Source organism: Bradyrhizobium commune (assembly GCF_015624505.1).
Classification (GTDB): Bacteria; Pseudomonadota; Alphaproteobacteria; order Rhizobiales; family Xanthobacteraceae; genus Bradyrhizobium; species Bradyrhizobium commune.
Genome location: NZ_CP061379.1, coordinates 1,811,790 through 1,830,535, shown reverse-complemented (window position 1 = coordinate 1,830,535; position 18,746 = coordinate 1,811,790). Strand labels below are relative to the sequence as shown.

29 protein-coding genes are annotated in these 18,746 nt (G+C 63.5%); 19 read left to right on the top strand and 10 right to left on the bottom strand.

The window, feature by feature from the left end:
• Positions 1-16: 16 nt before the first annotated feature.
• Positions 17-745, top strand: a complete 729-nt coding sequence (locus IC761_RS08670) for a zinc metalloprotease (RefSeq protein WP_195802838.1) — start codon at positions 17-19, stop codon at positions 743-745.
• 81 nt (positions 746-826) lie between these two features.
• Entirely contained in the window at positions 827-1,348 is a 522-nt protein-coding gene (locus IC761_RS08665; RefSeq protein ID WP_195802837.1) for a mismatch-specific DNA-glycosylase, read from the top strand.
• A gap of 152 nt (positions 1,349-1,500) precedes the next feature.
• Here the strand turns inward: IC761_RS08665 and IC761_RS08660 are convergent, their stop codons facing one another.
• Positions 1,501-1,935 carry a VOC family protein gene (locus IC761_RS08660; RefSeq protein ID WP_195802836.1) on the bottom strand — a complete coding sequence of 145 codons (435 nt, stop codon included), beginning with the start codon at positions 1,933-1,935 and terminating at the stop codon, positions 1,501-1,503.
• A gap of 342 nt (positions 1,936-2,277) precedes the next feature.
• Between IC761_RS08660 and IC761_RS08655 the strand changes: the two genes are divergently transcribed.
• The 6 genes from IC761_RS08655 (at position 2,278) to IC761_RS08630 (ending at position 6,842) form a co-directional block, all read left to right on the top strand.
• On the top strand, positions 2,278-2,925 hold the full coding sequence (locus IC761_RS08655) for a glutathione S-transferase family protein (RefSeq protein ID WP_195802835.1): 648 nt from the start codon (positions 2,278-2,280) through the stop codon (positions 2,923-2,925).
• A 197-nt stretch (positions 2,926-3,122) separates the two neighbouring features.
• The gene (locus IC761_RS08650; protein ID WP_195802834.1) at positions 3,123-3,515 is read left to right on the top strand and encodes a hypothetical protein; all 393 of its coding nucleotides are present in this window, start codon (positions 3,123-3,125) and stop codon (positions 3,513-3,515) included.
• Between the two features lie 11 nt (positions 3,516-3,526).
• Positions 3,527-4,243: a glutathione S-transferase family protein gene (locus tag IC761_RS08645; RefSeq protein ID WP_195802833.1), complete on the top strand. Its 717-nt coding sequence runs from the start codon at positions 3,527-3,529 to the stop codon at positions 4,241-4,243.
• Positions 4,244-4,354: 111 nt separating this feature from the next.
• Positions 4,355-6,181, top strand: a complete 1,827-nt coding sequence (locus tag IC761_RS08640) for a patatin-like phospholipase family protein (RefSeq protein ID WP_195802832.1) — start codon at positions 4,355-4,357, stop codon at positions 6,179-6,181.
• Positions 6,182-6,216: 35 nt separating this feature from the next.
• Positions 6,217-6,414 carry a hypothetical protein gene (locus IC761_RS08635; protein ID WP_195802831.1) on the top strand — a complete coding sequence of 66 codons (198 nt, stop codon included), beginning with the start codon at positions 6,217-6,219 and terminating at the stop codon, positions 6,412-6,414.
• Positions 6,411-6,842, top strand: coding sequence for a cytidine deaminase (locus IC761_RS08630; RefSeq protein WP_246791469.1), 432 nt, complete (start codon positions 6,411-6,413; stop codon positions 6,840-6,842). The genes IC761_RS08635 and IC761_RS08630 overlap by 4 nt, the downstream gene beginning before the upstream one ends.
• Positions 6,843-6,854: 12 nt before the next feature.
• Here the strand turns inward: IC761_RS08630 and IC761_RS08625 are convergent, their stop codons facing one another.
• Positions 6,855-7,289, bottom strand: coding sequence for a hypothetical protein (locus tag IC761_RS08625; protein ID WP_195802829.1), 435 nt, complete (start codon positions 7,287-7,289; stop codon positions 6,855-6,857).
• Positions 7,290-7,786: 497 nt separating this feature from the next.
• On the opposite strand from IC761_RS08625, the gene IC761_RS08620 reads away from it, so the two are divergent.
• A complete protein-coding gene (locus tag IC761_RS08620; protein WP_195802828.1) occupies positions 7,787-8,170 on the top strand; it encodes a RidA family protein in 384 nt (127 codons plus the stop codon).
• 37 nt (positions 8,171-8,207) lie between these two features.
• Here the strand turns inward: IC761_RS08620 and IC761_RS08615 are convergent, their stop codons facing one another.
• Entirely contained in the window at positions 8,208-9,938 is a 1,731-nt protein-coding gene (locus tag IC761_RS08615; RefSeq protein WP_195802827.1) for a lipase family protein, read from the bottom strand.
• 167 nt (positions 9,939-10,105) lie between these two features.
• On the opposite strand from IC761_RS08615, the gene IC761_RS08610 reads away from it, so the two are divergent.
• From IC761_RS08610 to IC761_RS08600, 3 genes are all read left to right on the top strand, one after another.
• Positions 10,106-10,366, top strand: coding sequence for a hypothetical protein (locus tag IC761_RS08610; RefSeq protein WP_195802826.1), 261 nt, complete (start codon positions 10,106-10,108; stop codon positions 10,364-10,366).
• A gap of 235 nt (positions 10,367-10,601) precedes the next feature.
• The gene (locus IC761_RS08605; protein ID WP_195802825.1) at positions 10,602-10,853 is read left to right on the top strand and encodes a hypothetical protein; all 252 of its coding nucleotides are present in this window, start codon (positions 10,602-10,604) and stop codon (positions 10,851-10,853) included.
• A gap of 91 nt (positions 10,854-10,944) precedes the next feature.
• Positions 10,945-11,583, top strand: a complete 639-nt coding sequence (locus IC761_RS08600) for a hypothetical protein (protein WP_195802824.1) — start codon at positions 10,945-10,947, stop codon at positions 11,581-11,583.
• Between the two features lie 7 nt (positions 11,584-11,590).
• On the opposite strand, the gene IC761_RS08595 is transcribed toward IC761_RS08600, so the two are convergent.
• A complete protein-coding gene (locus tag IC761_RS08595; RefSeq protein ID WP_195802823.1) occupies positions 11,591-12,076 on the bottom strand; it encodes a J domain-containing protein in 486 nt (161 codons plus the stop codon).
• Between the two features lie 111 nt (positions 12,077-12,187).
• On the opposite strand from IC761_RS08595, the gene IC761_RS08590 reads away from it, so the two are divergent.
• Both IC761_RS08590 and IC761_RS08585 read left to right on the top strand, forming a co-directional pair.
• Positions 12,188-12,955 (top strand): SDR family NAD(P)-dependent oxidoreductase, encoded by a 768-nt coding sequence (locus tag IC761_RS08590; protein WP_195802822.1) that lies wholly within the window; start codon positions 12,188-12,190, stop codon positions 12,953-12,955.
• 205 nt (positions 12,956-13,160) lie between these two features.
• Positions 13,161-13,409 (top strand): helix-turn-helix domain-containing protein, encoded by a 249-nt coding sequence (locus tag IC761_RS08585; RefSeq protein ID WP_195802821.1) that lies wholly within the window; start codon positions 13,161-13,163, stop codon positions 13,407-13,409.
• 15 nt (positions 13,410-13,424) lie between these two features.
• On the opposite strand, the gene IC761_RS08580 is transcribed toward IC761_RS08585, so the two are convergent.
• Positions 13,425-13,682, bottom strand: a complete 258-nt coding sequence (locus IC761_RS08580; protein ID WP_195802820.1) for a hypothetical protein — start codon at positions 13,680-13,682, stop codon at positions 13,425-13,427.
• Between the two features lie 154 nt (positions 13,683-13,836).
• On the opposite strand from IC761_RS08580, the gene IC761_RS08575 reads away from it, so the two are divergent.
• A complete protein-coding gene (locus IC761_RS08575; protein WP_195802819.1) occupies positions 13,837-14,325 on the top strand; it encodes a collagen-like protein in 489 nt (162 codons plus the stop codon).
• A gap of 8 nt (positions 14,326-14,333) precedes the next feature.
• Here the strand turns inward: IC761_RS08575 and IC761_RS08570 are convergent, their stop codons facing one another.
• Together IC761_RS08570 and IC761_RS08565 are read right to left on the bottom strand one after the other, a co-directional pair.
• Complete coding sequence (locus IC761_RS08570) at positions 14,334-14,549, bottom strand: hypothetical protein (RefSeq protein ID WP_195802818.1); 216 nt, start codon at positions 14,547-14,549, stop codon at positions 14,334-14,336.
• Between the two features lie 88 nt (positions 14,550-14,637).
• On the bottom strand, positions 14,638-14,904 hold the full coding sequence (locus IC761_RS08565; protein ID WP_195802817.1) for a DUF2277 domain-containing protein: 267 nt from the start codon (positions 14,902-14,904) through the stop codon (positions 14,638-14,640).
• 330 nt (positions 14,905-15,234) lie between these two features.
• Here IC761_RS08565 and IC761_RS08560 point away from each other — a divergent pair, with 330 nt between their 5' ends.
• Together IC761_RS08560 and IC761_RS08555 are read left to right on the top strand one after the other, a co-directional pair.
• Positions 15,235-15,588, top strand: coding sequence for a hypothetical protein (locus tag IC761_RS08560; RefSeq protein ID WP_195802816.1), 354 nt, complete (start codon positions 15,235-15,237; stop codon positions 15,586-15,588).
• 82 nt (positions 15,589-15,670) lie between these two features.
• Positions 15,671-16,273 carry an MSMEG_1061 family FMN-dependent PPOX-type flavoprotein gene (locus IC761_RS08555; protein ID WP_195802815.1) on the top strand — a complete coding sequence of 201 codons (603 nt, stop codon included), beginning with the start codon at positions 15,671-15,673 and terminating at the stop codon, positions 16,271-16,273.
• Positions 16,274-16,372: 99 nt separating this feature from the next.
• On the opposite strand, the gene bfr is transcribed toward IC761_RS08555, so the two are convergent.
• The 3 genes from bfr to IC761_RS08540 all read right to left on the bottom strand — a co-directional run bounded on the left by bfr (position 16,373) and on the right by IC761_RS08540 (position 17,740).
• Positions 16,373-16,861 (bottom strand): bacterioferritin, encoded by a 489-nt coding sequence (gene bfr, locus IC761_RS08550; protein WP_011089420.1) that lies wholly within the window; start codon positions 16,859-16,861, stop codon positions 16,373-16,375.
• 135 nt (positions 16,862-16,996) lie between these two features.
• Complete coding sequence (locus IC761_RS08545) at positions 16,997-17,269, bottom strand: (2Fe-2S)-binding protein (RefSeq protein WP_195802814.1); 273 nt, start codon at positions 17,267-17,269, stop codon at positions 16,997-16,999.
• Positions 17,270-17,437: 168 nt separating this feature from the next.
• Positions 17,438-17,740: a hypothetical protein gene (locus IC761_RS08540; RefSeq protein WP_246791468.1), complete on the bottom strand. Its 303-nt coding sequence runs from the start codon at positions 17,738-17,740 to the stop codon at positions 17,438-17,440.
• A gap of 148 nt (positions 17,741-17,888) precedes the next feature.
• On the opposite strand from IC761_RS08540, the gene IC761_RS08535 reads away from it, so the two are divergent.
• Entirely contained in the window at positions 17,889-18,227 is a 339-nt protein-coding gene (locus IC761_RS08535; protein ID WP_195802813.1) for a hypothetical protein, read from the top strand.
• A gap of 206 nt (positions 18,228-18,433) precedes the next feature.
• A complete protein-coding gene (locus tag IC761_RS08530) occupies positions 18,434-18,718 on the top strand; it encodes a hypothetical protein (RefSeq protein ID WP_195802812.1) in 285 nt (94 codons plus the stop codon).
• The last annotated feature ends 28 nt before the right edge of the window (positions 18,719-18,746 follow it).

The window sequence follows — 18,746 nt, the reverse complement described above, 5'->3', positions numbered from 1 at the left end:
CCGACTGAATCGCAGAATGCGCCGGCACGTGCTCGCCACAGTATGGCTTCTTGCCGGCGCATTGACTGCGTCAGCCGAAGACACCAACCGCAAGGCTGGCAGCAGTCTGGTCGCCCCCGCGGAGGTCGTGCTTTATGTCCACTCGGACTTGAAGAGCACAGACTTCGTCCAGCCACTGGTTTGCGCGCTTCAGCGGGTATTGGCAGCCCCCGTCTCCACGCAAACCCTTGACCTTCCGCTTGGGCCCGAACTGCTCGCAACGCCAACACAATTTGACGTTCGCAAGGTCGCGGATCGGTTCGTCCGGACGACTACCGGGAGTGGAACCCAACCATCCTTCAAGTATCTGATCGTTCCCTTCGACCTGAAGGATGATCCTTGGCGCTATGTCTTCTCCACCAGTTTCGGCAACGAAACGACACCCTTTCATGTTGGCGTCGTCTCCACCGCTCGCCTCGATCCGGGAAATCCAAGGCGGCAACATCGCGAAGGCTACGAAGTTACGGCCGTGCGCGCGTATAAACTGATCCTCAAATCGATTGCGCGGGTAGCTGGCCTTCGTAGCCCCGATGCCTGCGTTCTTGCGTTTCCAAGAAGCCTTGAGGAACTGGATCGAAAATCATCTGAATTCTGCGCGGGTGACCGTGCCCTGCTGATCGCAGCCGGCATCCTCAGGGATCAAACAGGAGAGGCGCGCACCGACTGCGACGTCATCTCTCAACGAATGCCGACACACGTGCTGTAGGCGCAGCCCGAATAAGCGAAGCGACATACGCGACCTTTGTCGTCCCGCAGATCGCTCCGCTCATGCGGGCTACAGCCACGGATGATCGATGTGCTCAACCCCGCCCCCCACCGCCTCCCCGACCAGCTCCGCCCCAACCTCCGCCTCGTCTTCGTCGGCACCGCCGCCTCGACGCGCTCGGCCGAACTCGGGCACTACTACGCCCATCCCGGCAACCGCTTCTGGCGCGCGATCCATGAGGCCGGCATCACGCCGCGGCGGTATCAGCCCGGCGAGTTCGCTGAGTTGCTCGCGTTAGGGATCGGCTTCACCGATCTTTCCAAATCGGGCGCGGGGATGGATCACCAGATCGCGGCTGCGTCGATCGACGTGCCCGGCTTCAGGGCCAAGATCGAAAAGTATCGGCCGCGGACGATCGCGTTCACGAGCAAGAAGGCGGCGAGCTTGTTTTATGGCAGGCCATCGCGCGGGATTGCACTGGGGCGGCAGCAGCGGGATGGAAGCGGGCCGGAGATATTCGTGCTGCCGTCGCCGTCGGGTGCGGCGTCCGGGCATTGGACGATCGCGCCGTGGCGGGAGCTCGCCAAATGGATCGCAGCGTAGGGTGGGTTAGACGTGCGGATGCGCAAAGCGCAGTCCGCTCGGCGTAACCCACCAACTTCGTTCGACGACCGCGGAAGCATGGTGGGTTACGCCCTGCAGATGCGCTTCACGCATCTGCAGGGCTAACCCACCCTACGGCACCGTCGTCCCCCTCACCCCGCATACGCCTTGTCCAACTCCGCAATCACGATCTTCCGCATCCCCATCATCGCCTGCATGACGCGGTTGGCCTTGGTGCGGTCGGGATCACCGAGATAGCGGCCGAGCGCTTTCGGCACCACCTGCCAGGACAAGCCAAACTTGTCCTTGAGCCAGCCGCAGCGAGATTCCGCGCCGCCTTCTGTGAGCTTGTCCCAGAAATAATCCACCTCCGCCTGCGTCTCGACGCTGATGAAGAACGACACCGCCTCGTTGAAGCGGTGTTGCGGCCCGCCGTTGAGTGCGTGGAAGCGCTGGCCTTCGAGCTCGAACACCGCCATGAAGTCGCTGACGGTCTCGACCTTCGCGTTGGGGAACACCGATTTGTAGAACGCGACGGCTTCGGGCACGTTGTTGTCGAACCAGAGAAACGGCGTGATCGTGGTCATGAACAAAAATCCTCCTCGAACCGGGCGCGCGACCGCACGCTACCCCAAGGACGCCGCGGGGCACGACGTTCCGACAGGGAGTCCCACTTTTTCCACCCCGTAGGTGTCGTCCCGGCGAAGGCCGGGACCCATAACCACAGGGCGACATTTGACGAAGACCCGTTGTTCGGTACTCCTACCGATCACACCCGAGAAATTCCGCGGTATGGGTCCCGGCCTTCGCCGGGACGACACCGTTGACCAGGCAACACCGTGCAAGCAAATCGAAAGAGAGAAAGCTGTCGGAGCCCGCCCCTTCCATTCGTCCTCTGATCCGAACCGCGATCACCCCGGAGACCCCACATGCCCACCATCACCGCCTTCGCAAGCTCGCCCGACCGCGGCCGGGGACAGGCGCGCGACATGCGGGTGCGCTGGGCCCTGGAGGAAGTGGGCCAGCCCTACGACGTTCGCCTGGTGTCGTTCGAGGCGATGAAAGAACCAGCGCATCTTGCTCTGCATCCGTTCGGGCAGATTCCGACCTATCAGGACGGCGATCTCGCGCTGTTCGAGACCGGCGCCATCGTGCTCCATATTGCCGAGCATCATGACGGGCTGCTGCCGGTCGAGCCGAATGCCAGGGCGCGCGCCATCGCCTGGATGTTTGCCGCGCTCAACACCATGGAACCGCCGATCGTCGAGCTCGGCATGGCGATGCTGCTTGAACGTGACGAGAGCTGGTATGAAGAGCGCCTGCCGATGCTGGAGGATCGCGTCCGCGTTCGCCTCGGCGAATTGTCCGATCGCCTCGGCGATGCCGACTGGCTGGATGGCGCGTTCAGCGCGGGCGATCTCCTGATGGTGACGGTACTGCGCCGGTTGAACAGATCGCGGATCCTGCACGAATATTCCAGCCTCTCCGCCTATGTCGCGCGCGGCGAAGCGCGGCCCGCCTTCCGTCGCGCTTTCGACGCTCAACTGGCGGTTTTTACCGCCGCATCAACGTCGTAAGGCCGCGTTCTCCCACCTTCCTGACGCGAACCGGCACATCCTCCAATACGACGAACGGGTGACGCCAGGCCTCCTCCGATCGAAGGACATCGCGCACACTGCGCGAGCCTGTTGCAAGGGCGTCGCGGCGGCGATACGACTTGGGGTGGAAGAACCGGGAAACATCCGGCGCACGTCAGATTGAGGGGGCCGCCACCATGAGCGAAGATCTCTCCGGTGTATGGGACGGCACCTACATCCAACCCGGCGCGGGAATGGTCACGTTCACCGCGACCCTCGTCGAATCCAATGGCGCGCTCGCAGGCCACGTCACCGAGCCCTGCTCCAATCCGCGCTGTCCACTCAAGACCCACAATTCCTCGATCACGGGCCATCGCTCCGGCAACATTGTGTCGTTCGTCAAGCGCTATGAGCCGCCCGGCTACGGTTTTGACACGGTCCACTACGAGGGCACGACCAACGCCGAGGCAACCGAGATCGACGGCCGCTGGCGGCTGCCCGGCACATCAGGATCGTTCCTGATGATCCGCGCCAGCAAGGTAGCGCAAGCGGCAAAGACTGACGATCAGGCCAAGGCGCCGACCCGCTGAAGGGAGCGAGCATGCTGACCCTCTATTCCTACCCAAAGCTGTTCGGCGTCGCCGACAACAACGGCTATGGCCTCAAGGTCTACGCCTTCCTCAAGCTCGCGCATGTGCCGTTCGTGCACGAGCACGTCTTCGATGCCTCCACGGCACCGCGCGGGCAGCTGCCCTATGTCGTCGATGACGGCGAGACCATCGGCGACAGCGAGACCATCATCGCACACGCGATCAGGAAATATCAGCTGACCATCGATGCCGGTCTCTCCGCAGAGCAGCGCCGCACCAATCATCTCGTCACCCGCATGCTGGATGATCTCTACTGGGTGATGTCGTATTCGCGCTGGAAGGACGAGCGCTTTTATCCGGCGTTCCGCGACGGCTTCATCGCACAGCACCCGCAGATCGACGCGGCCGGATTCGAGAAGGCAAAAGCCTACAATGCGCAGCGCTATCATTTCCAGGGCATCGGCCGCTACACGCCCGAGCAGGCCTATGCGCGGGGACTGGCCGATCTGCAGGTGCTGGCCGAGATCGTGCCCGCAGCAGGCTTCGTGCACCGCGCGACGCCGACCAGCCTCGATGCCGGCATCTATGGTTTTGTCGCCAACATCTATTACTTTCCGATCCCGACGCCGCTGAAGGCCTTCGTCGACGCGCACCAAAATCTCGTTGCGCATTGCGAACGGATTCATGGGATGGTCGATGGCCGCCATGGTGAACTCGCACTTGGCTGAGAGCCTTCGGGCCGACCGGCTGCCATCGGCGCATCATCTTCCGGTTGTATGCTTGGTTCTGCGTCCGGCTAATCTCGGCTGTCGCGGATTTCGCCAAAAGGACAAGGCAGGATGGACAGCAATCGCGAGGCCGTGATCGCCATCCAGGGCGGCGGCGTATACGCGCTGTCGCTGCTGGGCCAGGCCAAGGCCGTTCTCGACCATGGTTACATTCCGCTGGCCTTTGCCGGCACATCGGGCGGGGCCATTCTGGCGAGCCTGCTGTGGAGCGGCCTCAGCCCGCAGCAGATCCAGGACGAATTTACGGGCATGGTGACGCACGACCCGGCGGCCCTGCTGTCGCTGCTGTCGCCGTTCGAAGCGCCGTCAGATCCCCATTTCGACTACGCCGCCTTCCTCCGGCTCCAGGAGAGGGTGAAGCAGGCGCTTGCAAGCATTCCGGCGACGGAGGCGCAGGAAAAGCCTGGCTGGATTGGCAGGGCGACAGGTGCAATCCCGGGCCTGTGGCGGGCCGCGGAGGCGACGTTCGACGCCTGGGGGCTCTGGAAGCAGATCCAGCCGCACATCCGCAATCGCGGCCTGTTCAGGGGCGAGAAGCTCGAGCAAGTCATTGACGACCTCATCCGCAAGGGCCTCGGCGACCGGGTCGGGCTCCCGCCGAAAAACGACCCGATCACCTTTGGCCATGTCCATGCGATGATGAAGAGCAACCGGGGTTTTTACCGGCCGCCCTTGCTGCTGACCGCGACGAACCTGTCCCGGCGCCGGCTCGAGCTGATCAACTCGGTCGAAGAACGCTACCACGCGATGCCGATCGCCGCGGCGGTGCGCGCCTCCGCCGGATTTCCGCTGTTCTTTCGCCCGCGCGCCTTCGGCGACGCGCAGAAGCCGGAATGGTTCGTCGACGGCGGCATGATCTCGAACTTTCCGATCTGGACCTTCTCCGACGCCTTCCGCGAGCAGATCTCGAAATCCGAATTCTACAGCGCCTATGCCTGGCGACCGTGGCTCCGGATTGGGCTGCGCGTGGTGGGTGACGTCGAAGCCCCGGAAAATCTGGCTAATCCGGATCGCTATTTCGTGGCGCTGATGAGCATGCTTGCTGGTGGTGCACGCAACGAACTCGAGGAAATTCTCGTCACGCAGGATCCGCGCTCGATCGTCATCAAGCAGTTCACTTCAAACACCGAGTGCCCCGGCGTTCTCGCGGTCGGCGAGGTCGATGCCGCGAGGATCGGCAAGATGGTCGATCTCGGAGAATGCGCTGCAGCGCTGGAATTGAAGAAATGCGGCGCGCCGGGCATCTACACCGTCAATCCAGATCTTACCGAGGTGATGTCGGAACGGTTGCGCTTCATCGTGCAGGAATGCGAACGCGTCATGGGGGACGGGGTCGAGCCCAGGTTTCGCGCCAACATCTTCATTCCGGTCAAGAACTCACTCGCCATGCTGTTCAGCCATAACATGGAGAATGACGACGACGACAAGATCCAATTCCCGGACCTGTCGACCGGCGTCACCGGGGCCTGCTATCAGCTCAGCACGACGCTGGTGTGCAACCTGGAAAAAGTCGCACAACTGCGCGCAACCAACCTCGCGGCCTACAATCGTCTCTTCAATATGACCGACGCAATGCAGAACCGGATCAAGAAGGACAGGACCTGGCTCATGAGCGTCCCGATCTTCGATCCCCATGAAGTCAAGGTTCTGCCGCAGGCAGCCCGGATGCGACGACCGGCGGCGATTGCGACCTGCGATCTCGGAATCGGCCTGCGGGGTCCCTTGCTCGGTGTGCTCAATATCGACGCCGCGTGGAACTACGGGCGCATTGATCTCAATCCCGATCCGGACCTGCAGTCCGCCGACTCGCGCATCAGGGCAATTTCGGCTATTATGCAGGCAGGCGCCTTGACGATCGGTTCGGCACTCACGACATGACGCTCCCTAACGAATCGTTAACCAGCGAGCAAGACATGCCAGACGATGCAAAGACGACTCCCACCTTCGAGATCGACGACGGCAGCGTAACGCATCTGCACGGCACCCTGCTGCCGAGCGGCCTGATCACGGTCGGGTCCAGCCTCGCCGACGCGAAAGCATCCACACCGGAGCAGAGCGATTGGGCCGTCAACGGCGCCTACGACTTTGCCGAACAGTTGCGAAAAAAGTGACGTCGGAAAACCAAGGCACGAAAGTCGCGGCCGATACCCTGGACCAGCTGCTCAAGAAGGCCCGATCGGCTGCCGAGACGGCTTACGCGCCCTACTCCCGATTCCGCGTCGGCGCCGCCGTGCTGGCCGATGGCGAGATCTTCACCGGCTTCAATGTCGAGAACGCCTCCTACGGGCTGACGGTTTGCGCCGAGCGAACCGCGATCTTCAATGCGGTGACCAAGGGACATCGCAGGATCGACGCAGTCGCGGTTGCCTGCATCGACGCGGCGCCGGATGCCGAGCCCTCCTCGCGCATGCCATGCGGCGCCTGCCGTCAGGTCATCGCGGAATTCGCTTCTCCCGACACCACCGTCATCGTCGATGGCGTCGGTCAAACGTCTCTCGGCAGACTGCTGCCAGAGCCCTTTACGTTGAAGACCCCTTGATGCGCCAAGCCTCTACCGCATCGTGATCGCCAACCCGCTCAGATCCGCATTCGCCATCAGGCCGGTCTGGTAGCCCGACAATTCCAGCACCGCGCCCTTCTGGTTGGTCAGCACGATGGCGCGGGCGCCGCGGCCGACGGCAAGGCCGGCACCGGCGGCGCCGTAGACGCCGGCAACGTCCGACGGACGGTTGATGTTGGAGACGCGGCCGCGCAGCACGGTCTTGGAGCCGCCGAACACCAGGCCGTAGTCGAGCCCGCCGGTCGAGAGCGAATAGGCGCGGCCGCGGAAGTTCAGCACGCCCGAGCCACCCGAGCCGCCGATGATCCAGCCCGCCTTGTAGATCGTCAGCACCACCGTGCCGCCATCGGCCCGCGCCGCGGTCGAAAGGCCGGCCAGGGCGGCAATGGCAACCAGCGCGGCGCGCAGGGTGGATGCGATCTTCATGGGGCGTCTCCGGGGGCTATTTTTCAAGGAGGGATGCGAATCAGATGCAGCGAATCTAACCCATGGATCGCGGCGGCAAAATGATGAGGCTCAGTCTGCTCCCTCGCCCCGCTCTTACGGGGAGAGGGTTGGGGTGAGGGGCTGCCTCAGCGAAGCGGCGACAGCGGGACTCGCGGAACGTTCTCACTCTCCGTCATTGCGAGCGTAGCGAAGCAATCCAGCGTCTTTCCGCGGAGACAGCCTGGATTGCCTCGCTGCGCTCGCAATGACGGGGTGGACGGGCTCCGGCAACTCCTTCGCCGGCCTTCGCGGGCGCTCATCCCCACCCTGCCATTATGCTCCTGTTTTGCCCGACGAATCAAACATTATTTCTGCCTTCCCGAATTTCATCTTCGCCTATCATTTCTACTGTGCATGGGGTTGTTTTCGCGTTTTTTGTTGGAGTGAGCCTGTCTCGCCGCTACGCTCATGCGCCCGACACGATCCCGAGGTGACCCATGCCGATCCAGCACTTCGCGCCCCCGCCGCACGTCAAGGCACCGCCGCTGTCCTTTGCCGCGCGCGTCGGCGACCTCCTGTTCGTCTCCGGCATTCCCGGCTTCGACGCGGCCGGCGCGCTGCCTGATGGTTTCGAGGCGCAGTTCGGAAACGTCGTCGTCAACATCAAGCGCGTGCTGGACGAGGCCGGTGCCACGACCCGCGATCTCGTCAAGGTCAACGTGCTCTTGACCCGCGCCTCCGACGTCGCCGCCATGAACGCGCTCTATGCCGGCGCGTTCGGGCCTCCGCCCTATCCGGCCCGCACCACCTGCGTGGTGCAGGCGCTGCCAGATCCGAAAATGCTGATCGAGATCGAGGCGGTGGCCTCGCTGGCGAAGTGACCGTTGCAAACGGCGATCATGGCCAGGTTGAGCCGGCTCATGCCCGCGTCAGCACGACCTTGACAATGTAAACGTACAAGCAGAACCCCAATGTGATGACCGGTCCCCGCCAGCCCGCACGCCACCACAACAGCGCGAGCATCGCGGCGCCGATGCCGAGCACGCCGACCACGAGAAGGCCCCAGATCAGCCGTGACCATTCCCCGCGCGCGAGGTTGGCCGGATTCGGAGAGACGCCGTGCACGCGATGCTCAGGATCCTTGCCGTTCAGGATGAACTGGGCCATTTCCTCCCACTTGTCCGGCGCCAGCGCCGCGCTGTGCTCACCCGAAGCGAAACGAATATTGGCGCTGTCCGGGTCGAGGAAGCCGAGATGGCCGGCTCCGCCGACGTCCTGCAAACGCATGCGTTCGAGACCGTAGGGAAAGATCGCGACGACCCAGTCATTGGTGGCGACGTAGTTCAGCATGCGGCCGATCTGGCGCGGAATATATTTCGACCATTCGAAATCGCGACGAACCATGCTGCCGCAGAAGATCGCGCCGTCCTCGAAACGGATCGCCGGACAGATCTCGAGAGCCTTCGCGAGAAGGTATGTGCCGTTGCTGTGCCCGATGTAGGAAAAGCTCGCGTCCGGATAGAGCGATCTCGCCGTGACATATTGATCCAGCAGCCACTCCACCTTGCTTCGACGGACCCAGGGCAGGAGAAAAGGCCCCATCGGGAAAAAGCCATAGGTCGACGTCACCGAACGACACACCCCGCGACCCGCAACGGACTTCACCTTACGGGCGATGCGCCGGGTCCAGAACCCGCGGTCACGGATGCCGTGAATGACGAACACGACGCGCTTCACCTCGTCACGGATCGTCGGAAGCAGCGTCTCGTCGAAATCGTCGATCGCATCGTACCCGTCGAAGACGTCGTCGGCGGACGCGGAGCTCTCTTTCAATTTGGTCTCATTCGCCGTCAGCGCCAGGCGAAAGCGCGATCGCGCACTGTGATCGTCCCCGTCGGTCGGCAAATCGGCTATGGCGGCGTGGCTCGCGCCGGTAACCTCCATGTAGTAGAAGTTCTCACCGGTCGCGAGATCGAGATTGTCGGTCGGGGCGATGAAGTCATCGTCCGTGCCGATGAGTTGGACGGTGATTGGCAGCCTGACACCGGCCTCCTTGATCGCCAGGCACTGCAGCCGGGTCGTCGTCAGGAACGGCGCACCGCGGCGAAAGCCGAAGATCAGCGGCTCCTTGCCGAGCACGTGCCGGCAAAAATTCCCCCACGCCGTTCCGATCGTCCACAACAGCCGGTCCAGCGGCTTGAGTGCCGAGGACACCGTCCAGCCACGACTCACGGCGGCGAGCAGGAGAATTCGTTCGACCTTGCCCGCCCAGGGAAGCGGCCGCCGCTCCGGATCGACCGTCGCTTCAGGCGTCGCGCCGTGCGCCAGCGCCCACACCTTCCGTGCCAGCACTGCGCCGAGACTGTGCCCGATAAAAATGATCCCAGAATAGGCGCCAATCGACGGAAGTGAACTGATGTCCCCGGCGATGGATCTCGCCAGCTCATCGGGAGACGAGAACGAGCTGACGGTGACCGGCAGGCACGGCGCAAAGATGTCGCTCTGCGGATATTCGTCGCGGACAACCTCCGCAATCTGCTGCATCGTGACCGGTGTCGCGTTATACCGATGCAGGAGAACGACGAGTAGCTCCGGCGCCGCGACCCGGTAAAAGCCGCCGTCGGAAGAAAGCACGATCTTGTCTGTCATATGCCCGCCCCCTGAAATCCCCCTTCAATCCTAGATTGCCGGTCCAAAAGGTCAAACGGCTGATCGGTCTCATCTGACATATCCGTGATCGACCCCGGGGCGGCTTGCCAGCCGCAACGTTTTGCCGCACCAGTTCCGCCTCACGTCCTCATCAGGAGATTTTTCTCATGCGTCGCGTTTTCGCCCTTTGTGCCGTTGCCGGCATCGCCTCTTCCGTGTTCGCCGTGCCCGCGTCCGCGAAGGTCGGCTATTACGTGATCCGGTGGGACAACACTGGCATCTGCCAGGTCTGGAATGAGGACCTGAGGTACAAGCCGTTCCAGTGGGGCGTGTCGACCTACAAGGTGGTCAGCAAGCCGCTGCCGACCTTCACGCAGGCCTCCGAGCTCCAGATCAAGATGCGCGCGGAGCGCCGCTGCACGCTCTGAGCGGGCCTTAAGCCAATCCAATTCGAGGGCGGGTTGCGCGAGCAGCCCGCCTTTGCTTTTTGCGCCGGCGCCGGCGGCTGGCTGGCTGGGCGAATTCCCATGCGCGCGGTTTGAACCTCATCAGCGCGCGGAACTACTCACATCGTGTCCGGGGCGCAGGTTCCAGGGGCCCCGCACCACCCCTCCCGTCATTGTCGGGAGGCGCATCACGTCTTTTCATTTAAGGAGCTGATCCATGCGTCGTATTTCCGTGCTGTGCGCGGCCGCCGGTCTCGCCATTGCCGCCCTCGTCGCCGCAAGCCCGGCCGAGGCCGGCTATCATCTGATCCGCTGGCAGAATGGCGGCTTCTGCCAGATCTGGGACGAGAGCATCCCGACCACGCCGTGGCCCTCCGACTATCATCGCGTCAGCGCGACCGTTCCGACCTTCCTCGACGCACTCATGCTGAAGGACGCGGCGCTGAAGGACGGCCACTGCGCCTGGTAAAATTCGATCGGCGGACGACAAGGGCCGGGCAAGGATGCGATGCTAGCATCCTTGCCCGGTCGCGTTTCAACTCACTCGCGGGACAAACTCCATGCGCGCGCTCACCATGAAAGCAGCGGTCCTGGGCGCAGCGCTCGCGCTGACCTCCATCGCACAGGCACAGGCCCCGCAATCGTTTCGCGTGATCTCGCCGATCTTCGGCCAGCTCGTCAGCTTCACGATGCCGTCGCATTTCACCGCGGTGTTCGAGAACACCAAGGGCGGCCATTACATCCGCGAGGCCGTGCTCAAGGGCGAGACACCGGAGCTCTGGACGCAGATGATCACGGTGACCGGCGAGAAGGGCATGACGCTGACGCCGGGTAGCTCACCGGACAAGTTCGCGGGCTCGATCGCCGGTGGCTTCAGATCGTCCTGCCCCGACAGCTTTGCGGCAAAACCGTTCGGCGAGATGAACTTCGGCCGCCACGAAGGCTTCGTCGCCGTGATCGGCTGCGGCCGCATCGACAGCGGCCCGACCCGGCACAGCGAGACCGCGCTCTTGATCACGCTGAAGGGCGCGACCGACTATTACACCATCCAATGGGCCGAGCGCGGCGACGAGAGCGACGAGCCGCCGGTGAACGACGAACGCTGGCAGGCGCGCCTGCGCGATCTGAGCCCGATCGATCTCTGCCCGATCATCGCAGGCGAGGCCGCGCCCTATCCGAGCTGCGTCAACAAGAGCTGAGGCGCTCTCACGCGTCCTTGTGGGCGCCGGGATGGATCAGGATGTCGCGCGCGGCGGCGAGGTTGATGAAAGCCTCGGAACTGCCGCCCTGGTCGGGATGCATGCCCTTGGCGGCGCGGCGATAGGCCTGCTGGATCTCGTCGCAAGTGAGCTGTACGGCGAGCGGCAGACCGAGGACTTTGCGGGCGCGATCCTCGCTGGAGAGTTTTTTCGGCATCGCGTTGCGGCGGCCGAAGCGCGGCGCGGTCAGATCATGGACGACGTCGAGCATCACGCCGATCCGGCGCCGCGCAGCCACGGCGACATTGTGATCGTCATTGTCGGCGGCCTGGCGCAGCACGGGAAGCGCCTGTTCTGCGGCCTGCCGTAACGTCGCATCCGTGCTCATCCGCGCGATCTCGGCCACAAGCCGGGCCGCATCTAGCCAGTCAGCGCCATCCGCCGAGCGAAGGCGATCGAGAGCGAGTTTCCAGGAGTCCAGCCGTTCCATCATGCGCGCAACGTTTAGCAATGAAGAACAGTATGCCAAGGCCGCCGTTTCCGACCCCTTAATTTCGAGTTAGCCTTTCATGAAACTTAGAAACGAATCCGGGAGGAAAATGTCATGGCATTGCTTGCAAACCACATCGCCGTCGTCACCGGCGCCGGTTCCGGTATCGGCCGCGCGATCGCGGCCGGCTACGCCCGCGAGGGCGCGCAAGCGGTGCTGCTCGACGTCAACGCGGAGACGGTTGCTGAAGCAGCCCAGGAGATTCGCAAGGCCGGCGGCAAGGCCGAGAGCTTTGCGCTCGACGTGACCAGGCGTGACGACTGTTTCGCGATGGCAAAGCAGATCGCCGACAAGGTCGGGCAGGTCTCGATCCTCGTCAACAATGCCGGCATCACCCGCCGCAACGCCTTCACCGCGGAGATGGAGACGGTCGCGAAGGACTGGAACGACATCATCTCGCTCAACCTCAACGGCGTCTTCAACGTGACGCAGGCGTTTCTCGCTCCGTTGCGCGCGAGCAAAGGCCGCATCGTCAATATCGGCTCGATCCAGTCTTTCGTGCATTTGCGCACGCCGAGCTCGGCGGCGTATACGACCTCGAAACACGGCGTGCTCGGCTTCACCAAGGCGCTCGCTGTCGAGCTCGGCAAGGAAGGCGTGCGCGTCAACGCGATCGGCCCGGGCTTCATCGAGACCAACATCAACCTCCATGTGCGCGCCACCAATCCGGCGCTGGTGCAGGCCTTCGTCGACCACACCCCGCTCGCGCGCACCGGCAAGCCGGAGGATATCGTGGGACCCGCGATCTTCCTCGCGTCGGATCTGTCGTCCTACGTCACGGGAACGATCGTGATGGTGGATGGCGGATATCGCACGGTGTGAGCGCGACCCGAGATCGGTCCGCATCGCTATGCATCCTGTGCCAATCGCGGCGGCGCGGCGGCATTCCCAAGGTCAATTGGTGCGACCATGGCGCAATTAACCTTTCATTAACCAAACCCACCCACCGTACAAATACGGCCTGGGGGTCGTTTGTTCTCGATCCGCTTCCAACGCTGGAAGCGGGCGTTGATCGGGGAGTTTGTTGATGACCACTGTTCATGTCGCGGCGCCCGAGCAGGGCGCGCAATTCCTTGCCCCCAATGAAATCGTTCCGCTGCTGATCGGTGCGACCGTCGGAGAGGTCGAGCGCGAGCTCGTGCTCCAGACGCTCGCGCGCTGCGACGGTAACCGCACGCGCGCGTCGCGCGTGCTCGGCCTGTCGGTGCGCACGCTGCGCAACAAGATCAGGCTCTACGCCGCCTCCGGCATCGACGTGCCCGCCTATCACGACTAGCGCGTGAGGCTGCGATCATTCCGCGCGCGATGCCGCGTGCCGAAACGTCTGCCACAGTTTGGCGCCGGCGAGCAGCGCCAAAGCGATGATCGCGACCCACGCCGCGGTCAGCTCGATTGCGCGCAGCAAGAAGGCCGTCAGCACGGCCCATGAGGCCTGCGGTTCCTCGGCATAGCCGACGGGGACGACATCGGGCACGAGCAGATGAGCGAGGCCGAGCGCAGTCGCGAAGATGACCGCCGACAGGCAAAAGATCTCCCACGCTGCGCGCATCGTCGCTCCTCGCGAAATTGTGGCCGTGCCCATCCAATGACACGGCGACCCGTGCCGCCGATTGATGTTGATCAAGCCCGCCGCGATGCACGGACGGAATTGCCGCTGTCGTCAAACGCCGCTAAGTAGCCTGCTTGAGCAGAGGAGTAGCGGCGTGGCAGACGATCAGGGACGGCAAGGGCCGCGCGGGCGGCAGGGCGAACCGGGGCGGCCCGGACCGCAGGGTCATCCGGGCAAGCGCGGACCGGACGGCGCGCGCGGCAAGCCGGGTCCGCAGGGCAAGCCCGGGCCGGCCGGAAAGGCGGGCGCGCTGGGCAAGGCCGGTCTGCCGGGCAAGGCGGGCGATGCCGGTCCGCGGGGAGCCGCCGGGCCGCAGGGTCCCGCAGGCCCACAAGGTCCTCGCGGCGAGGCCGGTCCGCCCGGCCAAATGCCGTCGATCGAGCAGGTGCTGCCATGGCTGGAGCAGCTCTTCGACGCCTGGGACGAGCGTCGCCGCCAGCGCGAGCTGGAAGCCGCTGAGCGCGCCGCGCTCGAAGCCGCCGTGCATGAAGCCGAGGAGGCGTCGCTCGATAATGAGGACGACGGCGAAGGCGACGAGCACAAGAAAAAGAAGAAGAAGAAGAAGCACGGCCAAAAGGATTAGCAGCACGTCTACTTCGCTTGATCCTCGGGGCGCGGCAGCATGCCCATGCGCTCGAACTGCCAGCGCATGGCGCGGTACCAGAGATAGCCGACTGCCGCGCCGCACGAGGCGAGGATCACCACGCTGACGCCCGAGAACGAGCCGCTCCACCACATGATCCACGCCGTCCACAATAGCGTGAGAACAATGGCACCTGCTTTCAGGGGAAGAAGGGGACGGCTCATAATCATGCTCCGGGCGGGTCAATTACCCGGCGAGCATCATCGCGCGCTGAGATCAGTTTTTCCGTGAGCCACGTCACGGAGCAGCTGGTCAGCCGAAACGCTGACGCGAGCGTTCCCGCGCCTTTTCCGCCTCGACCTCGCGATCCCGCGCCGGCGCGTGAGTGTGCAGCGAGATCAGCAGCTTTCGCGCGGTTTCGGAGACCTCGGCGACCGCACGATCGAAAGCCGCCTCATTGGCCTGCGACGGCTTGTTGAAGCCGGAAAGCTTTCGCACGAACTGGAGCGCGCTGGCGTGAATCTCGTTCTCTGTCGCGGGCGGCTCGAAATTGAACAGCGTCTTGATATTGCGGCACATGCAGTCTCTCCGGTAATTTCCTTGAAGACGGACGGCGGAACCGAAATCCTACATCGTTCCGGACACTTCGACATCGGCCCATGGTGACGGAAACGCACGGCGGTTGCCAACGACTTATCTACCAGCGGGAAGCCTCGCACGACGGCAACGCACGATGTAGGAGACGACGAACTGCGTCCTCATATCGCAGCGCATTATATGCGGCGCGTCGGCGCCGCATATAATTTGAGCATGCAATGAGCTGACAGCTCGGGCTTAATCACATCAACGATACGAATCGACGCGCGGGGCAATCGCGCGCGACTGGTACTACGCGATGAGGAGGATCGCATGCACAGGCTTGCGCTGTGCGTTTGGCTGGCCACGATGACGGCGCTGACCAGCGTGGCATTCGCTTTCGACAATGGCCAATACGACAACGTCGCGCCCGACATCCGCGCCTGGTTCAAGAGCGTGATGGCGCCGAACGGCGTCCCCTGCTGCGACATCTCCGACGGTCACCGCACCGAATATGACGTGCGCGCCGGCAGCTACTGGGTGCCAATCGAGGGACAGTGGATGGCGGTGCCTGACCGCGCCATCATCCGCGATCGTGGCAATCCGGTTGGACAGGCCGTGGTGTGGTACGTCCACCACCGCGGCGCCATCATCATCAGCTGCTTCGTGCCGGCAGACGCGGTGTAGCCCAACGCCACGGGGCCGATTCCATTAGCTGCGCCCCTCCGGATCGGATAGTCTGGCGCAAAGCCGTTTCGGAGGCACACCATTGACCGACCTTCGCACCGAAGACCTCGCAACCATCTATCCGAAACCCACCCCGCGCGTGATCGCGAAAGCACGTCCCGCGATCGACGTGCATGCGAGGAAATTCATCGAGATGTCGCCGTTCTGCGTGCTCGCGACATCGGGCGCCGACGGCAGCGTCGACGCCTCGCCGCGCGGAGGGAGCATTGGCTTCGTCCATGTCGCCGGACCAGACCAATTGCTGATGCCCGACCGTTCCGGCAACAACCGGATCGACAGCTTTCGGAACGTCGTCGAAGGCTCAGGCTTCGTGCATCTGTTGTTCTTTGTGCCCGGGATCGACGAGACGCTGCGTGTCGGCGGGCGCGGCACGTTGTCGGCCGATCCGGATCTGCTCGCCTCGATGGTGGAATTCGGCAAGCCGCCGCGCGCGGTGCTGAGCGTCGCCGTCAGCGAGGTCTATTTCCACTGCGGCAAGGCGCTGATGCGCTCAAAGCTGTGGGCAGCCGAAAAGGTGCAGCGCTCGGTGATGCCGAGCATCAGCGAGGTCATCCACGACCAGACCAGCCTGGGCGAGCCGGAGAGCCAGGACGTCGTGGAAGCGCGGTACAAGACGCAGCTCTGAGGCGTGCCGTTCCAACAATGCTGTCGTCCCGGACAAGCGCAGCGAGGCGGAGCGCCAATCCGGGACGATACGGGGATTGTGCGACGTTAGCGCCCGAAACTAATGGCCCTCGCCTTCGAGCCCGCCGACATGCTTCTGAGTGTAGAGCTCGAGGCCGATGCGGCCGATCAGATCGAGCTGGGTTTCGAGAAAGTCGATGTGGTGCTCCTCGTCGCTCATCAGCTTCTCGAAGAGGTCGCGCGTGACGTAGTCCTTGACACCGTGGCAATAGGTCGCTGCTTCCTGGTAGAGCGCGCGCGCGCTCATCTCGGCGGCGAGATCGCACTCGATGATCTCCTTGACGTTCTGGCCGATGCGCAGGGGATCGAGCACCTGCATGTTCGGGAAACCGTCGAAGAACAGGATGCGCGCGGTGAGCTTGTCGGCGTGCTCCATCTCCTCGATGGACTCCTTGCGCCAGACCTTGGCCATGTCGAGGAGGCCCCAATTGTCGAGGAAGCGATAGTGCAGCCAGTACTGGTTGATCGCAGTCAGCTCGTGACGCAGTGCCTTGTTGAGATAGTCGATAACTTTTGCGTCGCCCTGCATGATTCACTCCAGATATTGCCGCCCAATTCGGTCCTAAACCGAATTTAGAACGCTTCTAAAACAGTTTGGGAACGAGGGCAATCGGCTACCCCGACGCAGCCGGGGATAAGCTCAGCCGATGGTGGGGAAGGGTTGTCAGCAGGCCGCGAGGGCGAACTGGGCGGGCTCGGCCGTCTCGTCGTTGGCGGCCACGGTGTGGCTGTGCGGGCAGCCCGAGCAGCAGGACTTGGCGCAGGGGCCAAGCGCTTCATCAATGATGGTCTTGATGGTGCGCGCGCAGCGGCCGCATTCGGCGCTACAGCCGAGGCATCCATAGATCTGCTTCGCATGGCGCACAGCGTCGTCGGACTCGGCGACGGCGGCGCGGATGTCGTCATCGCTCAGCACATTACAGGAACAGACGATCATGGGAAGCGGCAGGCCCTTCGGTGATGCGCCATCATCGATATTTAAGCGGCCGGCCGGATGCAAAAGGAAAAACCGGTATTTGGAGCTAATCCAAACTGGCCCGGAAATAGCCTAGAACGGCTCTAAAAAACGGCCTTGCGCGGGATCAAGATCGAGCCGGATCCGGGCCTAGTCGCCGCCACCGCCTCCCCCACCATCGCCGCCGCCTCCGCAATCCCCGCCCCCGCCGCTATCGCTCGTGGAGCAACTACCGCTGTCGGTCGAGCTGCCCGAACTGTCGCTGGAAAACCAGCTGCCCAGCGAGAATCCGTCACTGCTCGTATCAGAATAGCTATCGACACCGCCACCATCGCCGCCGGCTCTCGCACGCGAGCGCGGGCTGCGGCTTTGCAAATAGCTGATCAGGGCATAACCAATAATGCCGGTGGCCCCGGCGGCGATCAGGGCACTGGTCAGGACGCCGTTCATCATCGTCTCCCAAGGCAAATTTCAGGGCCAAAAGCCACGACTTCTACCAATTGGTCGCACCCGGCAGAGATGCCGTTCATTGATCGTTCAAGCGAAGTATGGAACTTTGGCGGTAAGAGTTCCGTGTATTTGGGCGTGAAAGGTTGAGCCAATGAAGAAGTCGCTCCTGGCAGTCGCTGCCGCTGCCACCCTGGTCCTGACGGCCGGGTCTCCGGCGCATGCACAGCGCGGTGTCGCTGCAGGCGTGGCCGCCGGGATCATCGGCGGCGCCATTGTCGGCGGCGCGCTGGCCTCCCCGTATTATTACGGACCCGGTCCGGGTTACGCCTATGGTCCGGGTTACGGCCCCGGCTACTATCCGCCCCGCTACTACGCGCCGGGCCCGGGCTATGTCGCCGACGACTATTACGGCGGCGGCTGCGTCTGGCAGAAGCAGCGCTTCTGGGACGGCTACGCCTGGCGCGTTCGTCGCGTCAGAGTCTGCGGCTAAGGTGCGCGAAGCCGGTTGACTACGGATGCGCCGTTCATCTCGGAGCCCGAAAAAGACCGCTTTTTCTCGTCACGGCTCCGTGTGCGTTTACCGTGGATTGACCATTTGCGCGCTTCCTAGCTGCAAGGCCAATTCCATTCGCGTGTGCGTGAACCTTTGAACCCCGGACGCTTCTAACAAGGTGCGTCCATAGGAGAGCCAAGAGCATGAAGAAGACTATTGTTGCCGCCCTCACGGTTGCGACGGTCGCCGGTTCGCTGGTGACCGCCACGCCGCCCGCCCAGGCCCATGACGGCGTCGGCGCCGGCATCGCAGCCGGCCTGATCGGCGGAGCCATTGTCGGCGGCGCCATCGCGGCGAGCCGTCCGGCCTATGGTGGTCCGGTTTACGTTGCCGAGCCCGCTCCGCCCCCGCCGCCCTGCTACTGGCAGCGTCAACGCTATTGGGACGGTTATGGCTGGGTCATCCGCCCGGTTCGCGTCTGCTACTGATCTGATCGCAGGGCGCGCGAGCGCCGCG

What these genes read in the sequence shown, in the direction of transcription:
- IC761_RS08670 (WP_195802838.1), top strand. Translation starts at nt 17, where the DNA reads ATGCGCCGGCACGTGCTCGCCACAGTATGGCTTCTTGCCGGCGCATTG.
- IC761_RS08665 (WP_195802837.1), top strand. Translation starts at nt 827, where the DNA reads ATGATCGATGTGCTCAACCCCGCCCCCCACCGCCTCCCCGACCAGCTC.
- IC761_RS08660 (WP_195802836.1), bottom strand. Translation starts at nt 1,935, where the DNA reads ATGACCACGATCACGCCGTTTCTCTGGTTCGACAACAACGTGCCCGAA.
- IC761_RS08655 (WP_195802835.1), top strand. Translation starts at nt 2,278, where the DNA reads ATGCCCACCATCACCGCCTTCGCAAGCTCGCCCGACCGCGGCCGGGGA.
- IC761_RS08650 (WP_195802834.1), top strand. Translation starts at nt 3,123, where the DNA reads ATGAGCGAAGATCTCTCCGGTGTATGGGACGGCACCTACATCCAACCC.
- IC761_RS08645 (WP_195802833.1), top strand. Translation starts at nt 3,527, where the DNA reads ATGCTGACCCTCTATTCCTACCCAAAGCTGTTCGGCGTCGCCGACAAC.
- IC761_RS08640 (WP_195802832.1), top strand. Translation starts at nt 4,355, where the DNA reads ATGGACAGCAATCGCGAGGCCGTGATCGCCATCCAGGGCGGCGGCGTA.
- IC761_RS08635 (WP_195802831.1), top strand. Translation starts at nt 6,217, where the DNA reads ATGCCAGACGATGCAAAGACGACTCCCACCTTCGAGATCGACGACGGC.
- IC761_RS08625 (WP_195802829.1), bottom strand. Translation starts at nt 7,289, where the DNA reads ATGAAGATCGCATCCACCCTGCGCGCCGCGCTGGTTGCCATTGCCGCC.
- IC761_RS08620 (WP_195802828.1), top strand. Translation starts at nt 7,787, where the DNA reads ATGCCGATCCAGCACTTCGCGCCCCCGCCGCACGTCAAGGCACCGCCG.
- IC761_RS08615 (WP_195802827.1), bottom strand. Translation starts at nt 9,938, where the DNA reads ATGACAGACAAGATCGTGCTTTCTTCCGACGGCGGCTTTTACCGGGTC.
- IC761_RS08610 (WP_195802826.1), top strand. Translation starts at nt 10,106, where the DNA reads ATGCGTCGCGTTTTCGCCCTTTGTGCCGTTGCCGGCATCGCCTCTTCC.
- IC761_RS08605 (WP_195802825.1), top strand. Translation starts at nt 10,602, where the DNA reads ATGCGTCGTATTTCCGTGCTGTGCGCGGCCGCCGGTCTCGCCATTGCC.
- IC761_RS08600 (WP_195802824.1), top strand. Translation starts at nt 10,945, where the DNA reads ATGCGCGCGCTCACCATGAAAGCAGCGGTCCTGGGCGCAGCGCTCGCG.
- IC761_RS08595 (WP_195802823.1), bottom strand. Translation starts at nt 12,076, where the DNA reads ATGATGGAACGGCTGGACTCCTGGAAACTCGCTCTCGATCGCCTTCGC.
- IC761_RS08590 (WP_195802822.1), top strand. Translation starts at nt 12,188, where the DNA reads ATGGCATTGCTTGCAAACCACATCGCCGTCGTCACCGGCGCCGGTTCC.
- IC761_RS08585 (WP_195802821.1), top strand. Translation starts at nt 13,161, where the DNA reads ATGACCACTGTTCATGTCGCGGCGCCCGAGCAGGGCGCGCAATTCCTT.
- IC761_RS08580 (WP_195802820.1), bottom strand. Translation starts at nt 13,682, where the DNA reads ATGCGCGCAGCGTGGGAGATCTTTTGCCTGTCGGCGGTCATCTTCGCG.
- IC761_RS08570 (WP_195802818.1), bottom strand. Translation starts at nt 14,549, where the DNA reads ATGAGCCGTCCCCTTCTTCCCCTGAAAGCAGGTGCCATTGTTCTCACG.
- IC761_RS08565 (WP_195802817.1), bottom strand. Translation starts at nt 14,904, where the DNA reads ATGTGCCGCAATATCAAGACGCTGTTCAATTTCGAGCCGCCCGCGACA.
- IC761_RS08560 (WP_195802816.1), top strand. Translation starts at nt 15,235, where the DNA reads ATGCACAGGCTTGCGCTGTGCGTTTGGCTGGCCACGATGACGGCGCTG.
- bfr (WP_011089420.1), bottom strand. Translation starts at nt 16,861, where the DNA reads ATGCAGGGCGACGCAAAAGTTATCGACTATCTCAACAAGGCACTGCGT.
- IC761_RS08545 (WP_195802814.1), bottom strand. Translation starts at nt 17,269, where the DNA reads ATGATCGTCTGTTCCTGTAATGTGCTGAGCGATGACGACATCCGCGCC.
- IC761_RS08540 (WP_246791468.1), bottom strand. Translation starts at nt 17,740, where the DNA reads ATGATGAACGGCGTCCTGACCAGTGCCCTGATCGCCGCCGGGGCCACC.
- IC761_RS08535 (WP_195802813.1), top strand. Translation starts at nt 17,889, where the DNA reads ATGAAGAAGTCGCTCCTGGCAGTCGCTGCCGCTGCCACCCTGGTCCTG.
- IC761_RS08530 (WP_195802812.1), top strand. Translation starts at nt 18,434, where the DNA reads ATGAAGAAGACTATTGTTGCCGCCCTCACGGTTGCGACGGTCGCCGGT.